This window comes from Sphingomonas sp. Leaf242 (genome assembly GCF_001422045.1).
Classification (GTDB): Bacteria; Pseudomonadota; Alphaproteobacteria; order Sphingomonadales; family Sphingomonadaceae; genus Sphingomonas.
The window spans coordinates 34,131-48,919 of the sequence record NZ_LMLW01000013.1; the positions used below are offsets into that span (position 1 = coordinate 34,131).

Here is a 14,789-nt window from a genome sequence, read left to right on the forward strand (position 1 = left end):
CCGCACCGCTATGGACCGCGTGCGCGATGGCCGCCATTTCGGCCAAAGCTCTGTTGTGAAAGACGATCGGTGTCGCTTCTTCGTTATCTTCTGCCCCTGCCGTTGCTCGCACTTCTGCCGTTCGCCAATGCCACCGCCGCCGACAAGTCGTTCGTCGGGGGCGGCGGCATCGTCCGATTGTCCTACGCCTCCAGCCTGACGCCGACGCGCAATTTCGCCGGCCGCGCGCTTATGAATCGTGGCTGGCGGCAGATGTGGGACGGCGCGCCGGTCGGTCGCGGCGTCGGCATCGTCCGTTTCTGGGAGGTCGCCCGGCCGACCAACGGCCAGGGGCAAGTAACCGAGCTGATCCAGGTCGGCTTCAGTCGGAGCGCCGACGTGGTGGCGACGTGCGGCACCGCGGGACTGGTCTCGGGGAGCGCCAGGCGCCTGTCGAACCGGATGCTCGGCGGCCACCGCTGGACAGTCTACACCAATGGCGACGCGGGGATGAGCCAGCAGGTGAACGCGACCAACTTCCGCAGCGTCATCAACGGCGCCTGCTACGCGATCGACCGCGTGACGTACGCGGTGAAGGCGGCAGCGCCGGCCAGCCGCAACGCGCCGACCCAGGCCGTCGCGGCGGCGCGGATGAATGCGATCCTGGCGACGATCAAGGTCGGCGGGCGGCGGTAGACTCGCTCTTTCGATCCTCCCCCGGGAGGGGGCGGTGGCTGGCTTGCCAGACGGAGGGGGGGGCAAGCGAAATCTCCGACCCCGTGTCCTCTCCCTTCGTCACTTTCGATGCCACCTCACCCTGACGGGGAGGATCGTTCGGCGTCGCGGTCTTTAGCCGAAAGTCCGACCCAGCCTTCACTCCGTCATTCCCGCGGAGGCGGGAATCCATAATGGCTCGCCGATCGGAAAGATCGCAACGGCAAGCGTTTGGATCCCCGCCTGCGCGGGGATGACGGCTGGGGAGGTGCGGCAAATTGAGGCCGTTCGGCGGCCGTACGCTATCAACGGCACCGCATCCCAGCGTCACGCGTTATCTGATCATGGCAAAACTCGGCGACTGGCTCGAACCGCATCCGCACGGCATCCTCGTCAAGCCGATCGCCGCGTGGATCGACCCCTCGATCCCGACCGCCAAGGCGCTCGTCACGCACGGCCACGCCGATCACGCACGTGGTGGCCACGAGGCGGTCTGGGCTACGCCCGAGACGCTCGCGATCATGGACGCGCGCTACGGTCCGCAATCCGGCAACCCGGTCGCGTATGGCGAAACGATTCGGATGGGAGAGGTCGATATCGGCTTCGTCCCCGCCGGCCATGTCCTCGGCTCCGCGCAGATCGTGCTCGACTATCGCGGCGAGCGGATCGTCGTCTCGGGCGACTACAAGCGCCGCGCGGACCCGACCTGCACGCCGTTCGAGCCGGTCAAATGCGACGTCTTCATCACCGAAGCCACCTTCGGCCTGCCGGTGTTCCGCCACCCCGACACCGGCGACGAGATCGACAAGCTGATCGCCGCGCTGCACGCCAACCCGGATCGCTGCGTCGTCGTCGGCGCCTATGCACTCGGCAAGGCGCAACGCGTGATCGCCGAACTGCGTGAGCGCGGTCACGAGGCACCGATCTACATCCACGGCGCGCTGCAACGCCTGTGCGAGCTGTATGCGGAACACGGCGTCAGGCTCGGCGAACTGCTCCCGGTGGCAGACGCTAAGAAGGCGGACATGGCCGGGCATGTCGTGATGTGTCCACCGGGCGCGCTCAACGATCGCTGGTCGCGGCGGCTGCCCGACCCGATCACCGCGATGGCGAGCGGCTGGATGCGCGTGCGCGGCCGCGCACGTCAGAAGAACGTCGAACTCCCGCTGATCCTCAGCGATCACGCCGATTGGGACGAACTGATCGCGACACTGACCGAGATCGCGCCGCGGGAAGTCTGGGTCACGCACGGCCGCGAAGACGCGCTGGTCCATTGGTGCATGACTCGCCAGATCAAGGCGCGCGCGTTGGCATTGGTCGGGTTCGAGGACGAGGACGATTGATTCACGCGAAGGCGCGGAGATGATTCACGCGAAGCATGTCCTGAGCTTCGTCGAAGGGGCGCGAAGGCGCAAAAAAAGAAGTGTTTTGCGCGCAGAGGCGCAGAGGACGCGGAGATAGTATCAAAGTCGATAATCGTAGCTTCCGCACCAGCGGCAATCAGATGATGGTCTCGCGAATGCGAGACAGCAGCCCAGTTCGCAACCCTCCGCGCTCTCTGCGCCTCTGCGCGAACCAACCTTCTTTTATCTTGGCGGCTTAGCGCCACTTCGGTGAAGCTCAGGACATGCTTCGCGTGAATCACCCGCCTTCTAGAGCCCGCGCACGCCGGCGTTGCACCGAACTCCCGATCCCGAGCGCCTCACGGTATTTCGCCACCGTCCGCCGCGCGATGTCGAAGCCCTTGGCGTTGAGCAACTCGACCAGCGTGTCATCCGACAGGATCTTTGCCCCCTCGGTATCTATCAGCGCCTTGATCGCCGATTTCACCGCCTGCGCCGACACCGCCTCGCCGCCGTCCGCTGACTGGATCGCGCTCGTGAAGAAGTATTTCAGCTCGTACAGCCCGCGCGCGCACGACACGTATTTGTTGCTCGTCACGCGGCTGACGGTCGATTCGTGCATCTCGATCGCGTCCGCCACCTGGCGCAGCGTCAGCGGGCGCAGGTGGGCGACGCCCTTCAGGAAAAACGCCTCCTGCTGCTTCACGATCTCGGTCGCGACCTTGATGATCGTTCGCTGGCGCTGGTCGAGCGCCTTCACCAGCCAGTTCGCGCTCGCGAGGCAATCCGACAGCCACGCCTTCGACGCCTTGTCCTGCTGCCCGCCCGACAATTCGGTGTAATAGCTGCGGTTGACCAGCACGCGCGGCAGCGTGGAGGCGTTAATCTCGATCGCCCAGCCGGCTTTCGTCCGCGCGACGAACAGGTCGGGCGTCACCGACTGCGCAGGCTCGCCGCCGTAGCGACAGCCGGGTTTCGGATCATAGCCGCGCAGTTCGCGGATCATGTCCGCCATGTCCTCGTCGTCGACGTCGCACATGCGTTTCAGCCGCGTGAGTTCGCCGCGCGCGAGCAGGTCGAGATTGTCGATCAGGCGCGCGATGCACGGATCGTAGCGATCGGCCTCGCGCGCCTGCAATGCGAGGCATTCGGCCAGATCGCGCGCGCCGACGCCGGTCGGATCGAACGTCTGGATCGTCGCCAGCACGCGCTCCACGCGCACCAATGGCACGCCGAGCCGGTTGGCGATGTCGAGCAGGGAGACGGTCAGGTATCCCGCCTCGTCGATCTGGTCGATCAGGTGCGCGGCGATGAACGCGTCCTCGTGGGGGATCGCCGGCCCGGCCTGCGCGAGCAGGTGATCCGCGAGGCTGAGGCTGGTATCGGCGAACGCATCGAGATCGGGGCCGTCATCGCCACCGACGCCGCCCGCGCTCGCGCCGGTCATCGAGAGCGCGCCGTCCATCCCGCTGCCGCCGTCGGCGACGCTGTCCTGCTGGTGGCTTTCGGTGGCGTAGTCGACGTCGAGCGTCGGTTCGTCACCCGCGCCGGTGCCCGTGACCAGTTCGTCGGCGGCGACGCGTTCGTCGCGGACTTCGGCGACGGGTTCGCGGTCGGGGGCGTCGCTATCCTCGGCGGCGCTGGCTTCGAGCAACGGGTTGCGCTCGACCTCCTCGGCGATGAACCCCTCGATCTCCAGGTTCGACAGCGCCAGCAGCTTGATCGCCTGCTGGAGCTGCGGAGTCATTACCAGCGACTGCGACTGGCGGATGTCCAGGCGAGGGGCGAGGCTCATGACACCTCTTCCGTTCGTGCTGAGCGAAGTCGAAGCACCGGCTCGCGCGGCAGCCCTTCGACTTCGCTCAGGGCGAACGGAGAAAGGGGCGTGTCCATCGGCTTAAAGCGAGAAGCCTTCACCGAGATACAGCCGGCGCACATTTGCGTCGGCGACCAGTTCCGCCGGCGAGCCTGAGAACAGCACCCGGCCGTCATAGATGATGTACGCGCGGTCGACGATCTCGAGCGTCTCGCGGACGTTGTGGTCGGTGATCAGCACGCCGATGTCGCGGCGCTTCAGATCCTTCACCAGATCGCGGATGTCGGCGATCGAGATCGGATCGATCCCCGCGAACGGCTCGTCGAGCAGCATGATCGAGGGATCCGCCGCCAGCGCGCGGGCGATTTCCGCACGCCGCCGCTCGCCGCCCGATAGCGCCATCGCCGGCGCCGCGCGGAGCCGGGTCAGCCCGAACTCCTCCAGCAGCGTGTCGAGTTTCCGCTGGCGCGCCGCCTTGTCGGGCTCCGACAATTCCAGCACGGTGAGGATGTTCTTCTCGATCGTCAGCCCGCGGAAGATCGACGTTTCCTGCGGCAGATAGCCGAGGCCGAGGATCGCGCGCCGATACATCGGCAGCTTCGTGATGTCCTCGCCGTCGAGCATGATCCGGCCCGAATCGGGCTTCACCAGCCCCATCACCGAATAGAAGCACGTCGTCTTGCCCGCGCCGTTGGGCCCGAGCAGCCCGACGACCTCACCGCGGCCGACCGATACAGACACGTCGGTCAGCACGACCCGCTTGTCATAGGATTTGGCGATCGAGACGACCTGCAAGCCGTTGCTGACGGGCGGCTCGGCGATCGGCTCTACGACCTCGATCGGGGGTAGCGTGGTGGCATCCATGGGATCAGGCCTCGCAAGAATAGATTGCCGAACGCTTTACGCAGTCGCGGGTTGGCAGGAAACATGCATGAGCGTGCCGCCGGAGGGAAGCCCCCGCGGCACGCCTGCGCGTCAGTTGCGCTTGGGAACCGAGAAGGTGCCGCTGACCCGGCCGGCCGACTGCGTCACGGTGCCGCCACCGTTGGTCGCACCGCTGCTGCCGCCCACCGAGGACCCGTCGATCACCGCGCGTCCGGTGTCGAGGTTCATCGTCAGCCGTCCGCCATTGACGACGTTGCCGCCCTGGTTGAGCGTCACGGCGCCCAGCATCGTGATCACGCGCTTGTTGAGATCATAGATCGCATACTGACTCTTGGCGGTCTGGTCGGGGCGCTTCACCGTCACGCCGCCCGACGCGTCGAGCCGCGACACTTGCGGGTTTCCGCCGATCACCTGGCCTGTATACGCCACCGTCATCCGCGCGGAGTTCAGCGTCATTTCCGCCTGCTTGACCGCGACGTTGCCGGACAGCACGGCGCGGTTCGCCTTGTCCTGCAATTCGATATGGTCCGCGCTGAAATTGATCGGCGCATTCGAATCGTGCGGCTGCTGCGCGACCGCGGTCGTCGAAAGCAGCAGGAGGGAGAGTCCGAAACCGGCTGCTCCGAGCAAGGATGATGTGGCGCGCATGGCGGCTATTTCGGCCCTCTGGGTACGATCCGCAAGCGGGCATTACCATCGAGCGTCACGGTGCGCTCTTCCAGGTTCGCGCGCAGCTTGTTCGCGCTGAACGTCCCCTGCTGGACGGTGCCGGTCGCAGCCCCCCCGCTTTCGAGCGTGCGTGCCTTCATGTCGATCGTCGCGTTGGTCGTCTTCAGGTCGTAGCCGCCGGCTGCGGTGGCGTTGAGCGGCCCGAACAGCTGCACCTTCTCGGTATCCATGTCGTAGCGGCCGGTGTTCGCCTTGATGTTGGCGGGGCCGTCGGTCAGCTGAATCTGTGCGGCGAGCTGATTGAGCTGGACGATCGGTTCGGCCGAACTCTTCTGGATCGCAGACTTGGCATCCAGCGTGAACGCCTGGCCCTTGGCATCCTCGCCGCGATATTGCGCCGATTGGATCTTCATCCGCTCCTGCGCGACGTCGACCTTGTTCTTGTCGAGCAGGAACGACACATCGCCCCCCGCGGTCAGCGGCGCCATGACCATCAAGGCCGCCAGCACGCCGATCGCGGTTGGCAGCGCGACGCGGGCGATCGCGACGAAGCGATCATGGCTGCCACCGGGCGCGGCCCAGTCCTGCCGCGCGCTACGCACGCGACGGGCGACGGGGGAGGGCGGCAGTCCCGTGGCGGAGGGCGCGTCCATCAAGCGTGCGCGAAAATGTCGATTTCGGGCCAGCCGGCGAGATCGAGCGCGGCTCGGGTCGGCAGGAAGTCGAAGCACGCCTGCGCGAGCTCCATCCGGCCTTCGCGAATCAGCCGCTTGTCGAGTTCGGTGCGCAATCGGTGCAGGAAGCGCACGTCGGACGCCGCGTAATCCTTCTGCGCCTCCGACAGTTCGGGGCTGCCCCAATCCGACGATTGCTGCTGCTTCGAGATATCCTGGCCGAGCAGCTCGCGCACCAGTTCCTTCAGGCCGTGGCGATCGGTGTAGGTGCGTATCAGGCGCGAGGCGATCTTGGTGCAATACACCGGTGCCGCGACGACGCCGAGATAATGCTGGACCGCGGCGATATCGAATCGCCCGAAATGATAGAGTTTCACCCGCGCCGGATCCGCCAGCAGCGCCTTCAGATTGGGCGCATCATAGCCAGCACCCGCGGCAAACCGGACGAGATGCTCGTCGGGCCCGCCATCGGAAAGCTGGACCAAGCACAACCGGTCGCGAGGCGTGATCAGCCCCATCGTCTCGGTATCGACGGCGATCGCGGCACCGGCCGCGAACAGGTCGGCGGGAATATCGCCTTCGTGGAGATGAACTGTCATGCCGTGGCCGTAGCGGTCCGCGACTGAACGCTCAATGGCCCAGTCACAGGCAGCGATGTCGAATCGGGCGATAACATGGCCTGCGTGCTCCGTGTGCGACGAGCCGTGGCTTACAAGCGACACTTGCGTCAGTATCGATCCAAATCGCGCACCTAAAGATCAGAATCTATTCGCGACGGCTTGTATTTTGCGCTACGGGTGTCCTCAAGGCGCAAAAGGTTTCGCGCTGGAAAACCTGCGTTCGTCGTCCGGCACAAGGGTTTTGAGAAATTTGCGGGCGAACCGGGAAGACGAACAGAGCTTATGGGTTTCGATAAAGGTGGCCGCGGGAACCGTGGCGGGCGTGGCCGCGACAAGCGCGACAGCTTCGGCGGCGGCGATAACGAGTTCGGCGGCGGCAGCAGCTTCGGCGGCGGTGGCGATCGGTTCGGCGGCGGCGGCGGCGGCAGCAGCTATGGCGGCGGTGGCTCGAGCTACGGTGGCGGCGGTGGCAGCAGCTACGGCGGCGGCAGCAGCTTCGGTGGCGGCAGCGGCGGCGGCGGCGGTGGTTACCGCGGCGGCGGTGGCGGCGGCTTCTCGGGCGGTGGCGGCGGCGGCGGTGGTCGCGGCATGCCTCCCCAAGTGGTCGGCGAAGGCACCGGCGTCGTAAAGTTCTTCAACGCGCAGAAGGGCTTCGGCTTCGTCGTTCGCGATGACGGCGGCGAGGACGTGTTCGTCCACATCAGCGCTGTCGAGCAAGCCGGCATGGTCGCGCTCGCAGAGGGTCAGCCGCTCGGCTTCACGCTCGTCGACCGCGGCGGCCGTATCTCGGCGACCGACCTGAAGATCGACGGCGAGCCGATGGCCGTCACCGATCGCGGCCCGCCGCGTGACCGTGATGCCGGCCCGGGCGCGCCCCGTGGTGGCGATCGCGACCGTGACGGTGGTGCAGGTGGCGCACAGCGTCAGCTCACCGGCGAGAAGGCGACCGGTACGGTCAAGTTCTTCAACGCGATGAAGGGCTTCGGCTTCATCCAGCGCGACGACGGACAGCCTGACGCATTCGTGCACATCTCGGCCGTCGAGCGCGCTGGCATGGCGACGCTCAACGAGGGCGACAAGCTCGAGTTCGAGCTCGAAGTCGATCGTCGCGGCAAGTACGCTGCGGTGAACCTGAGCGCAGGCGGCTGATCCAGCTGACTGACTCAGAACGCTGATCGTACCGTGTTCGGTAGGATAATGATTGCGGCCGGTCTTGCTTTGGCGGGATCGGCCGTTCTCGTTTCATCATCTTTGGTGTCGTCCGCGGCGCCCGCGCAAACGCAGCGGCCGCCCGAAACCCGCGTGCCGGTGCTGTCGGCGACGATCGTCGCGCGCTACCCGCATGATCGCACCGCGTTCACGGAAGGGCTGCTCTGGCACGACGGCGCGCTATACGAGAGCACGGGGCAGGAGCGGCAATCCGACGTCCGTCGCGTGTCGCTCGCGGACGGTAAGATTCTCGCCAAGGCGCGAATCGACCCCGCGCAGTTCGGCGAAGGCCTTGCGCTGTGGAAGGACCAGCTCGTCAGCCTCACTTGGCACGACGGCATCGCGCATCGCTGGGACGTCCGCACACTGAAGCCCAAGGGGCAGAACCGCTACACCGGCGAAGGCTGGGGCCTGACCAGCGACGGCGTCTCGCTGCTCCAGTCCGACGGCAGCCCCGCCATAATTTTCCGCGATCCGCTCACTCTGGCAGAACGCAAGCGCGTGGCAGTGACGATCGACGGCCGGCCGTTACGCGACATCAACGAACTCGAATATGTCCACGGCGCGCTGCTCGCCAACGTCTGGCACACCGGCTTCCTGGTCCGCATCGATCCCAAGACCGGCAAGGTCGGCGCAGTGATCGACCTCCGCCCGCTAGTCGCAGAGGTGGCTGCGACCGACCGCGAGGCGGTGCTCAACGGGATCGCCTGGGACGCCAAGGCCGACCGGCTGTTCGTAACGGGCAAATACTGGCCGACGCTCTTCGAGATAAAGATCGCCGCAACGCCGCGTTAAGCCGGGACTGCGCCTTCTACAGTTGTTCTCCCGCGAAGGCGGGAGCCCAGACTGGACTCCCGCCTTCGCGGGAGAACATGGAGGGCACCGACCGCCTCCTGAACGCCGTCTCCACCGCTGTTATCTGAACGCCGTCATCCTGACGAAAGTCAGGATCCAGAGCCACGAAAGCTATCCTTCTTTTACCCTGGATCCTGACTTTCGTCAGGATGACGACGGCGTAATCAGGCGCGTCTCTCTGGAGAGGGTCGCTACGTAGATGGTGAGTTCCGCTAGAACCCCCGTCCAGCCGCCGGCGCGACCGCACGGATCGCCGCCAGCACATGCCGCAGCAACCCATCCGCATCGTGATGGATATTATGCCCCCCCGGCATCCCGACCTTCCGCGCGTTCGTGGTCGTCAGCAGCGGACACAGGCTGTCCGTCTCCTCCAGCCCGTAGATGCACGTCACCGGCGCCCAGGTCAGCCGATTGCCGGTCGTCGCCCCCATGCTGTCGGGGGTACCGTGATCGTAAAGCAGGCTGGACGGATCGGCGCGATAGAACACCGTGTCCCCCGGCAGGATCAGCACGATCGCAGCAACGCGCGGACGCAGGTCCTTCGGCAGGTTCGCCAGCCCGGTCTGGACGATGTCGGCGCCGTAAGACTGCCCCATCACCACGACCCGCTTCGCCCCCGTCCGCGCCAGCGCCGTCCGCACACCGTCCGCGATGATCGCATCGAGCTCCTGCCGCGTTCGATGATGCGTAAACAAGGCCGGCGTCGTGATCCCGACCACCGGGATGCCGTGCTCGGTCAGCCCGCGCGAGGTCGACGCGCCGAGCAGGAACCGCAGCCCCATATCACCCGAGAAGTTCACGACTGCGATCGGCGGCGCGCCCGACGCCCGCACACCGATCGCCGGATACACATGCACCGGGTCGCGGTCGAAATAGCCGGCAAGGTAGACGAACAGCACGACGATCGCGGAGATGATCCCGAACACCCACGCGCCGCGACGGACCCGTCGTCTGGTCTTCATGCGCGTAACGTCCATGCGGATCTCCCAAATACTCATGGCGAGGCCAGACCGCGGCGATAGCGCCGAAATTCGATCCGGCAACCACGTGATGCCGTTTCGGGATCAGCCGATCACGTGATCATCCGCTTGAGCGTCTCGATCCGGTCCGCCTCCGCCGCGGGCTTGTCAGTCCGGATCCGCGCGATCCGCGGAAAGCGCATCGCCACGCCCGATTTGTGGCGTTTCGAATCGTGCAGCGAATCGAACGCGATCTCCAGCACCAGCGTCTTCTCGACCTCGCGAACGGGTCCGAACCGGTTCTGCGTATGGTTGCGGACGAAGCTGTCGAGCATTTTGAGCTCCTCGTCCGTGATCCCGGAATAGGCTTTCCCGACGGGGAGCAGTTCGCCCTCCTCGGTCCAGCACCCGAAGGTATAGTCCGAATAGTAAGACGACCGCCGCCCCGACCCGCGCTGCGCGTACATCATCACGCAATCGGCGGTCAGCGGATCGCGCTTCCACTTGTACCAGAGTCCCGCACGCCGTCCGCCGACATAGGGCGAGTCGCGACGCTTGAGCATCACCCCTTCGATCGCCGCATCGCGCGACGTCGCACGGATCGCCTCCAGCGCCGTGAAGTCGTCCGCCTCGATCACCGCGCTCAAGTCGAACCGCTCCGGGTCGAGCTGCGGCACGAACGCTTCCAGCCGCGCGCGTCGCGCGGTCCACGGCAGCGTCCGCAAATCCTCCTCGCCGTCGATCAACAGGTCGTAGAGCCGAACGAACGCCGGATAGTCAGCCAGCATCTTCGCCGACACGGTCTTGCGCCCAAGCCTCTGCTGGAGCGCGTTGAAGCTCGCCGCCCCACCGCCATCCTCCAGTGTCCCGCCCTGATGCTCGCCCTTCACCAGCAATTCGCCGTCGACTGTCCCCGGCGTCCGAAACGCGGCGGCGATCTCTGGGAAACTGCCCGTCACATCGTCGCCCGTCCGGCTATAGAGCCGCGTCTCGCCCGCAACATGGACGATCTGCACGCGGATGCCATCCCACTTCCACTCGGCAGCATAGTCGGCGAGATCGACGCGCAGGTCTTCAAGTCCATGCGCGAGCATGAACGGCCGAAATACGGGGACGTCCGCTGGCGTCGGCTGATCGCCGGTCCCTTCCGCCCAGGCGAACAAACTCGGATACGGTGCATCGAGCCCGTGCCAGACCTCCTCGACCGCATCGACATCGAGCCCGAACGCATCGGCGAGCGCGGTCTTCGCCAACCGCGCCGACACGCCGATCCGCAATGCGCCGGTCGCCATCTTGAGCAACGCGAACCGCTCCTCGGCATCGGATCGGTCGAGCATATCGGCCAACGCCGCCGGAGCATCGGCACGCGACAATGCCGCCAGCCGCTCGACGACATCGGTGATCGACAACGGCGTCGGATCGACCGGAACAGTCGGCTCAGGCCAGAGCAGCGCGACCGTCTCCGCGGTGTCACCGACATAATCGCGGCTCATCCGGAACAGCACCGGGTCGACTCGCTCCTCGATCAATCCGCGGATTACCGCCGACTTCACGCCCTTGAGATCGAGATCGCCGGTCAGAGCCGCCATCGCCCAGCCCCGATCCGGGTCGGGCGTCGCACGCAAATAGTCCGCGATCAGCTTCAGCTTGGCGTTACGCGACCGTGTGTAGGTGAGCGAATCGAGCAGGGCGGCGAAAGCATGCATCCCCGTTCAACGCGCTTGCTGGCCGAAGGGATGCAGAGACGAAACGACCGCCACCTGATGCTTCCGACGACGGTCGTCTATGCGCTCTACAAAATACCGCGTCAGTCGATCGCGTTCTTGATCCCCTTGCCGGCGAGCAGGCCGAGCACGAGGAAGACCACGAACAACGCGATGGCGATGAAGAACAGGATCTTGGCGATACCGATAAACGCGCCGCCCACGCCGCCGAAGCCGAGTAACGCCAGCACGAGGCCGATGACGAGACAAGTAACCGCGAGTTTCAGCATGTCGGCCTCCGCAAAGTGAGTTGGACTCGGTCAACCGGTCGCGCCGTGGTTGGTTCCAGTATCGTAACGAACCCTACCGAGGCGCCAGTCTAGACCAGGCGTAGCGCGCCGAGCGCGAGGACGATGCCGATCATCAGGAACAGCACGCCGACCGCGATGCGCAGCGTCTTCAGCGGCAATTTGCGCCATGCCGTCTCGCCCATCATCGCGGCGGGAACGATCACCACGAGCGAGCCGAGAGTGACGCCGATCGCGGCAAACGCCGGAACCGGAGACCGGGCCGCGAGCGCGAGCGCGATGAACTGGATGCCGTCCCCGAACGCGAGGATGAACAGCCCCAGGAACGCGGTCGCGACCGCGCCGATCTTCCACTGGTCGAGCCGTTCGGGAACCTTGGCCGGGAAAAACGCGCCGCCGCCCTGCAACAGCAAGGCGACCGCGAGCATCAGTTGCCGAGCGTTAGGCGCGAGCTTCGGGCCGATCACCGTGCCTAGCGCCGCCGCCAAACTGCTCGCGGCAAAGACCGCCAGCGCAGCCATGGCGATGACGAGCCCCGGTCGACGCAGGCGGTCCGCCAGGATCGCGGCCAGCCACGCGGTCCGATCACCGATCTGCGCCAGGGCGGCGGCGACCAATGCCGCCATCAACGCATCCATGCGCTATCCGGCCAGTCGGACCGAGCACGCCGCGGCGAAGGCGTGACAGGCCTGAACGTCCTGGCGTTCGCAACCGACCGCATCGCGCAGGATGCCGAGCCAGCCATGCACCAGCGCGCCATGCTCGCCGCGGGACAATGCCGAATCGACGAAATGCGCGACCGTGACTGCGGGGTTGAGACCGTTGCTATGCGCGATCACACGTATCGCATCGACTTCGGCGGCGATGTCGCAGGGCCGGGCGTAAGGCGCGCGGACGTCGATCGCCGCGATCCGCGCGGCGAGATCGGCCTTTACGGCGATCATATCGTCGATTCGCGCTGCCACGTGCCCCGTTGCGTTTCGTACTGCCTGCCCCATGATCCCGCTCCTTTTCTCTGCATGGACGTTGCACCCAGGCGGGTAAAGGCGCAGTTAAGTGCGTCGTCGGGCGCCGTTCTGTGCGGCAAAGCTTGACTTCGCGCCGTGCGTCCGCCATGCGCCCAGCCTGATCGAGCGGCGGCATGAGTTCGCCGCTTTCGCATTTTCAAGCCATAGGAATTTGGGCTCATGGCCAAGCCGACCACCGTCAAGATCAAGCTTCTCAGCACCGCTGACACCGGCTTCTTCTACGTCACCAAGAAGAACCCCCGTACCAAGACGGAGAAGCTCTCCTTCTCGAAGTACGATCCCGTCGTGCGCAAGCATGTCGAGTTCAAGGAAGCCAAGATCAAGTAATCGGGTCGGCGGCGTATGCCGTCGTCTGATTCCGACGATCCGGAAAGCCGCGGGTAACTCCGCGGCTTTGGCGTTTGTGATACCCCTCCGTTCGTCCCTCCCCCTTCCGCTTGCCCCCTCTCCCGTTCGTCCTGAGTAGCCCTCGAGTAGTCGCCGTAGGCGGCGTATCGAGAGGGCGTATCGAAGGACAGGTTGGCGCGCGGAACGCATGCTTCGATACGAGCCCTCGATACGCTCCTTGCGGAGCTACTCGGTCTCTACTCAGCACGAACGGGAGTAGGGTAAGGCACCGGACTATGGGTCGATGTGGCATGCCGGGCCGTAGCGCGAGGCGCTTTCCTGCTTCAGACCAGCGTCCTCACCGCATCCATGAACCGCGCCAGGCTGATCGGCTTGGACACGTACGCATCCGCGCCCGCAGCCCGGATCCGCTCCTCGTCCTCGCGCCCGGCATAGGCCGTCACCGCCATCACCGGGATCGCCTTCAACGCCTCGTCCGCCTTCAGTTCGAGGATGATCTCGTAACCGGTGACGTGCGGCATCTGGATGTCCATGATGATCAAGTCGGGCACGAATTCGCGCGCGCGTGCGACGGCTTCGCGGCCGTCGCGCACGGGTTCGACGGCGAACTGATGCGCGCGCAGCAGGTCACAGAATAGTTTGAGGTTCAGTTCGTTGTCCTCGACAACGAGCACCTTCTTTGCCACCGATCCACCTTATCCGGAAAGAAGGCACGATAGGCAATGCGCGACCGCGATTCAAACGAAGACGCCGAAGCGCTCGCCCTGCGCGCGCTGGTATGGACGCTGGTCGAGCCCGACCGCGCGATGCGGCTGTTGTCGGTCACCGGCCTGGAGCCGCACGACCTCCGCGCAAGGGCAAGCGATCCGACGGTCTTGTCGGCTGCGCTCGGCTTCCTCGAAAACCACGAGCCTGACCTGATCGCCTGCGCGGAATCGCTTGGCGTGAAGCCCGAGGTGCTGGTCCAGGCACACGCTAAGCTGGACCGCGGGGCATTCGACGCATGAGGCCGCTGCTGATCAGCGATTGCGACGAAGTGCTGCTGCACATGGTCAAGCATTTCGGCGTCTGGCTCGACGAGCGTCACGACATCGACTTCGCGATCCAGCACGGCGATTTCTCGACCGCGATGACCCGCCGCGACGGTGGCCCGCCGCCGTCCGTCGCAGACATGTGGGCGATGCTCGGCGAGTTCTTCCCCGCCGAGATGCACCGCCAGACGCTGGTGCCGCACGCGGTCGACGCGCTGGAGCGGCTGGCGCGGGTGGCGGACATCGTCATCCTGACCAACCTCCAGGACGAATGCCGCCAGCCGCGGATCGAACAGCTGGCAAAGTTCGGCATCGTCCACCGGGTCGAGTGCAACCAGGGCGGCAAGGGGACGCCGGTGTCGCGGCTGGTCGAGGAATACGGGTCGCCGGTCACGGTGTTCGTGGATGACCTCGCCGTGCATCACGAGTCGGTCGCCAGGCACGCGCCGGGGGTGCACCGGTTGCACATGGTCTCCGAGCCGACGCTGGCAGTGACCGTGCCGAAGGCGCCCGAGGCTCACGCCCGGATCGACGACTGGCGCGAGGCCGCGGACTGGATCGCCGCGCGGTTCAAGGCTGGTTTGCCGGCGGACGCCTGAGCCTCCCACATCACCGCGAACACACCGTTCTCCCCTCCCTGAAAGGGAG

18 protein-coding genes are annotated in these 14,789 nt (G+C 65.8%); 7 read left to right on the forward strand and 11 right to left on the reverse strand.

The genetic code is table 11. The annotated features are described in order from the left end of the window. Window positions 1–69: 69 nt before the first annotated feature. Window positions 70–675 carry a hypothetical protein gene (locus tag ASF09_RS18675; RefSeq protein ID WP_060527567.1) on the forward strand — a complete coding sequence of 202 codons (606 nt, stop codon included), beginning with the start codon at window positions 70–72 and terminating at the stop codon, window positions 673–675. 362 nt (window positions 676–1,037) lie between these two features. Then, window positions 1,038–2,036 carry a ligase-associated DNA damage response exonuclease gene (locus tag ASF09_RS18680; protein ID WP_060527568.1) on the forward strand — a complete coding sequence of 333 codons (999 nt, stop codon included), beginning with the start codon at window positions 1,038–1,040 and terminating at the stop codon, window positions 2,034–2,036. 298 nt (window positions 2,037–2,334) lie between these two features. Here ASF09_RS18680 and rpoN read toward each other — a convergent pair whose 3' ends face one another. The 5 genes from rpoN to ASF09_RS18705 form a co-directional block, all read right to left on the reverse strand. Continuing rightward, window positions 2,335–3,831, reverse strand: a complete 1,497-nt coding sequence (gene rpoN / locus ASF09_RS18685) for an RNA polymerase factor sigma-54 (RefSeq protein ID WP_060527569.1) — start codon at window positions 3,829–3,831, stop codon at window positions 2,335–2,337. Between the two features lie 102 nt (window positions 3,832–3,933). Beyond that, window positions 3,934–4,716: an LPS export ABC transporter ATP-binding protein gene (lptB, locus tag ASF09_RS18690; protein WP_056054439.1), complete on the reverse strand. Its 783-nt coding sequence runs from the start codon at window positions 4,714–4,716 to the stop codon at window positions 3,934–3,936. Between the two features lie 111 nt (window positions 4,717–4,827). Beyond that, complete coding sequence (locus ASF09_RS18695; protein ID WP_060527570.1) at window positions 4,828–5,385, reverse strand: LptA/OstA family protein; 558 nt, start codon at window positions 5,383–5,385, stop codon at window positions 4,828–4,830. Window positions 5,386–5,390: 5 nt separating this feature from the next. Continuing rightward, on the reverse strand, window positions 5,391–6,059 hold the full coding sequence (lptC, locus tag ASF09_RS18700; protein ID WP_060527571.1) for an LPS export ABC transporter periplasmic protein LptC: 669 nt from the start codon (window positions 6,057–6,059) through the stop codon (window positions 5,391–5,393). Beyond that, complete coding sequence (locus tag ASF09_RS18705; RefSeq protein WP_056054449.1) at window positions 6,059–6,679, reverse strand: ribonuclease D; 621 nt, start codon at window positions 6,677–6,679, stop codon at window positions 6,059–6,061. Before ASF09_RS18705 ends, lptC begins: the two co-directional genes overlap by 1 nt. A gap of 303 nt (window positions 6,680–6,982) precedes the next feature. Between ASF09_RS18705 and ASF09_RS21135 the strand changes: the two genes are divergently transcribed. Both ASF09_RS21135 and ASF09_RS18715 read left to right on the forward strand, forming a co-directional pair. After that, on the forward strand, window positions 6,983–7,849 hold the full coding sequence (locus tag ASF09_RS21135) for a cold-shock protein (RefSeq protein WP_060527572.1): 867 nt from the start codon (window positions 6,983–6,985) through the stop codon (window positions 7,847–7,849). A gap of 105 nt (window positions 7,850–7,954) precedes the next feature. Then, window positions 7,955–8,704, forward strand: a complete 750-nt coding sequence (locus ASF09_RS18715) for a glutaminyl-peptide cyclotransferase (RefSeq protein ID WP_235529893.1) — start codon at window positions 7,955–7,957, stop codon at window positions 8,702–8,704. Between the two features lie 272 nt (window positions 8,705–8,976). Here ASF09_RS18715 and ASF09_RS18725 read toward each other — a convergent pair whose 3' ends face one another. From ASF09_RS18725 to ASF09_RS18745, 5 genes are all read right to left on the reverse strand, one after another. Then, window positions 8,977–9,726 (reverse strand): AcvB/VirJ family lysyl-phosphatidylglycerol hydrolase, encoded by a 750-nt coding sequence (locus ASF09_RS18725; protein WP_060527662.1) that lies wholly within the window; start codon window positions 9,724–9,726, stop codon window positions 8,977–8,979. A 110-nt stretch (window positions 9,727–9,836) separates the two neighbouring features. Next, the gene (locus ASF09_RS18730) at window positions 9,837–11,429 is read right to left on the reverse strand and encodes a cisplatin damage response ATP-dependent DNA ligase (protein WP_060527575.1); all 1,593 of its coding nucleotides are present in this window, start codon (window positions 11,427–11,429) and stop codon (window positions 9,837–9,839) included. Between the two features lie 101 nt (window positions 11,430–11,530). Continuing rightward, on the reverse strand, window positions 11,531–11,716 hold the full coding sequence (locus ASF09_RS18735; RefSeq protein ID WP_060527576.1) for a DUF1328 domain-containing protein: 186 nt from the start codon (window positions 11,714–11,716) through the stop codon (window positions 11,531–11,533). A gap of 89 nt (window positions 11,717–11,805) precedes the next feature. Further along, the gene (locus tag ASF09_RS18740; RefSeq protein ID WP_060527577.1) at window positions 11,806–12,372 is read right to left on the reverse strand and encodes a TMEM165/GDT1 family protein; all 567 of its coding nucleotides are present in this window, start codon (window positions 12,370–12,372) and stop codon (window positions 11,806–11,808) included. A 3-nt stretch (window positions 12,373–12,375) separates the two neighbouring features. Then, a complete protein-coding gene (locus ASF09_RS18745) occupies window positions 12,376–12,732 on the reverse strand; it encodes a hypothetical protein (protein ID WP_060527578.1) in 357 nt (118 codons plus the stop codon). Window positions 12,733–12,921: 189 nt separating this feature from the next. On the opposite strand from ASF09_RS18745, the gene rpmG reads away from it, so the two are divergent. Further along, the gene (rpmG, locus tag ASF09_RS18750) at window positions 12,922–13,089 is read left to right on the forward strand and encodes a 50S ribosomal protein L33 (protein WP_055881863.1); all 168 of its coding nucleotides are present in this window, start codon (window positions 12,922–12,924) and stop codon (window positions 13,087–13,089) included. A gap of 344 nt (window positions 13,090–13,433) precedes the next feature. Here the strand turns inward: rpmG and ASF09_RS18755 are convergent, their stop codons facing one another. Beyond that, window positions 13,434–13,796: a response regulator gene (locus ASF09_RS18755; protein ID WP_060527579.1), complete on the reverse strand. Its 363-nt coding sequence runs from the start codon at window positions 13,794–13,796 to the stop codon at window positions 13,434–13,436. Window positions 13,797–13,832: 36 nt separating this feature from the next. On the opposite strand from ASF09_RS18755, the gene ASF09_RS18760 reads away from it, so the two are divergent. Then, complete coding sequence (locus tag ASF09_RS18760; RefSeq protein ID WP_060527580.1) at window positions 13,833–14,117, forward strand: DUF3572 domain-containing protein; 285 nt, start codon at window positions 13,833–13,835, stop codon at window positions 14,115–14,117. Next, complete coding sequence (locus tag ASF09_RS18765) at window positions 14,114–14,740, forward strand: hypothetical protein (RefSeq protein ID WP_060527581.1); 627 nt, start codon at window positions 14,114–14,116, stop codon at window positions 14,738–14,740. Before ASF09_RS18760 ends, ASF09_RS18765 begins: the two co-directional genes overlap by 4 nt. The last annotated feature ends 49 nt before the right edge of the window (window positions 14,741–14,789 follow it).

What these genes read in the sequence shown, in the direction of transcription:
- ASF09_RS18680 (WP_060527568.1), top strand. Translation starts at nt 1,038, where the DNA reads ATGGCAAAACTCGGCGACTGGCTCGAACCGCATCCGCACGGCATCCTC.
- rpoN (WP_060527569.1), bottom strand. Translation starts at nt 3,831, where the DNA reads ATGAGCCTCGCCCCTCGCCTGGACATCCGCCAGTCGCAGTCGCTGGTA.
- lptB (WP_056054439.1), bottom strand. Translation starts at nt 4,716, where the DNA reads ATGGATGCCACCACGCTACCCCCGATCGAGGTCGTAGAGCCGATCGCC.
- ASF09_RS18695 (WP_060527570.1), bottom strand. Translation starts at nt 5,385, where the DNA reads ATGCGCGCCACATCATCCTTGCTCGGAGCAGCCGGTTTCGGACTCTCC.
- lptC (WP_060527571.1), bottom strand. Translation starts at nt 6,059, where the DNA reads ATGGACGCGCCCTCCGCCACGGGACTGCCGCCCTCCCCCGTCGCCCGT.
- ASF09_RS18705 (WP_056054449.1), bottom strand. Translation starts at nt 6,679, where the DNA reads ATGACAGTTCATCTCCACGAAGGCGATATTCCCGCCGACCTGTTCGCG.
- ASF09_RS21135 (WP_060527572.1), top strand. Translation starts at nt 6,983, where the DNA reads ATGGGTTTCGATAAAGGTGGCCGCGGGAACCGTGGCGGGCGTGGCCGC.
- ASF09_RS18725 (WP_060527662.1), bottom strand. Translation starts at nt 9,726, where the DNA reads ATGAAGACCAGACGACGGGTCCGTCGCGGCGCGTGGGTGTTCGGGATC.
- ASF09_RS18730 (WP_060527575.1), bottom strand. Translation starts at nt 11,429, where the DNA reads ATGCATGCTTTCGCCGCCCTGCTCGATTCGCTCACCTACACACGGTCG.
- ASF09_RS18735 (WP_060527576.1), bottom strand. Translation starts at nt 11,716, where the DNA reads ATGCTGAAACTCGCGGTTACTTGTCTCGTCATCGGCCTCGTGCTGGCG.
- ASF09_RS18740 (WP_060527577.1), bottom strand. Translation starts at nt 12,372, where the DNA reads ATGGATGCGTTGATGGCGGCATTGGTCGCCGCCGCCCTGGCGCAGATC.
- ASF09_RS18745 (WP_060527578.1), bottom strand. Translation starts at nt 12,732, where the DNA reads ATGGGGCAGGCAGTACGAAACGCAACGGGGCACGTGGCAGCGCGAATC.
- rpmG (WP_055881863.1), top strand. Translation starts at nt 12,922, where the DNA reads ATGGCCAAGCCGACCACCGTCAAGATCAAGCTTCTCAGCACCGCTGAC.
- ASF09_RS18760 (WP_060527580.1), top strand. Translation starts at nt 13,833, where the DNA reads ATGCGCGACCGCGATTCAAACGAAGACGCCGAAGCGCTCGCCCTGCGC.
- ASF09_RS18765 (WP_060527581.1), top strand. Translation starts at nt 14,114, where the DNA reads ATGAGGCCGCTGCTGATCAGCGATTGCGACGAAGTGCTGCTGCACATG.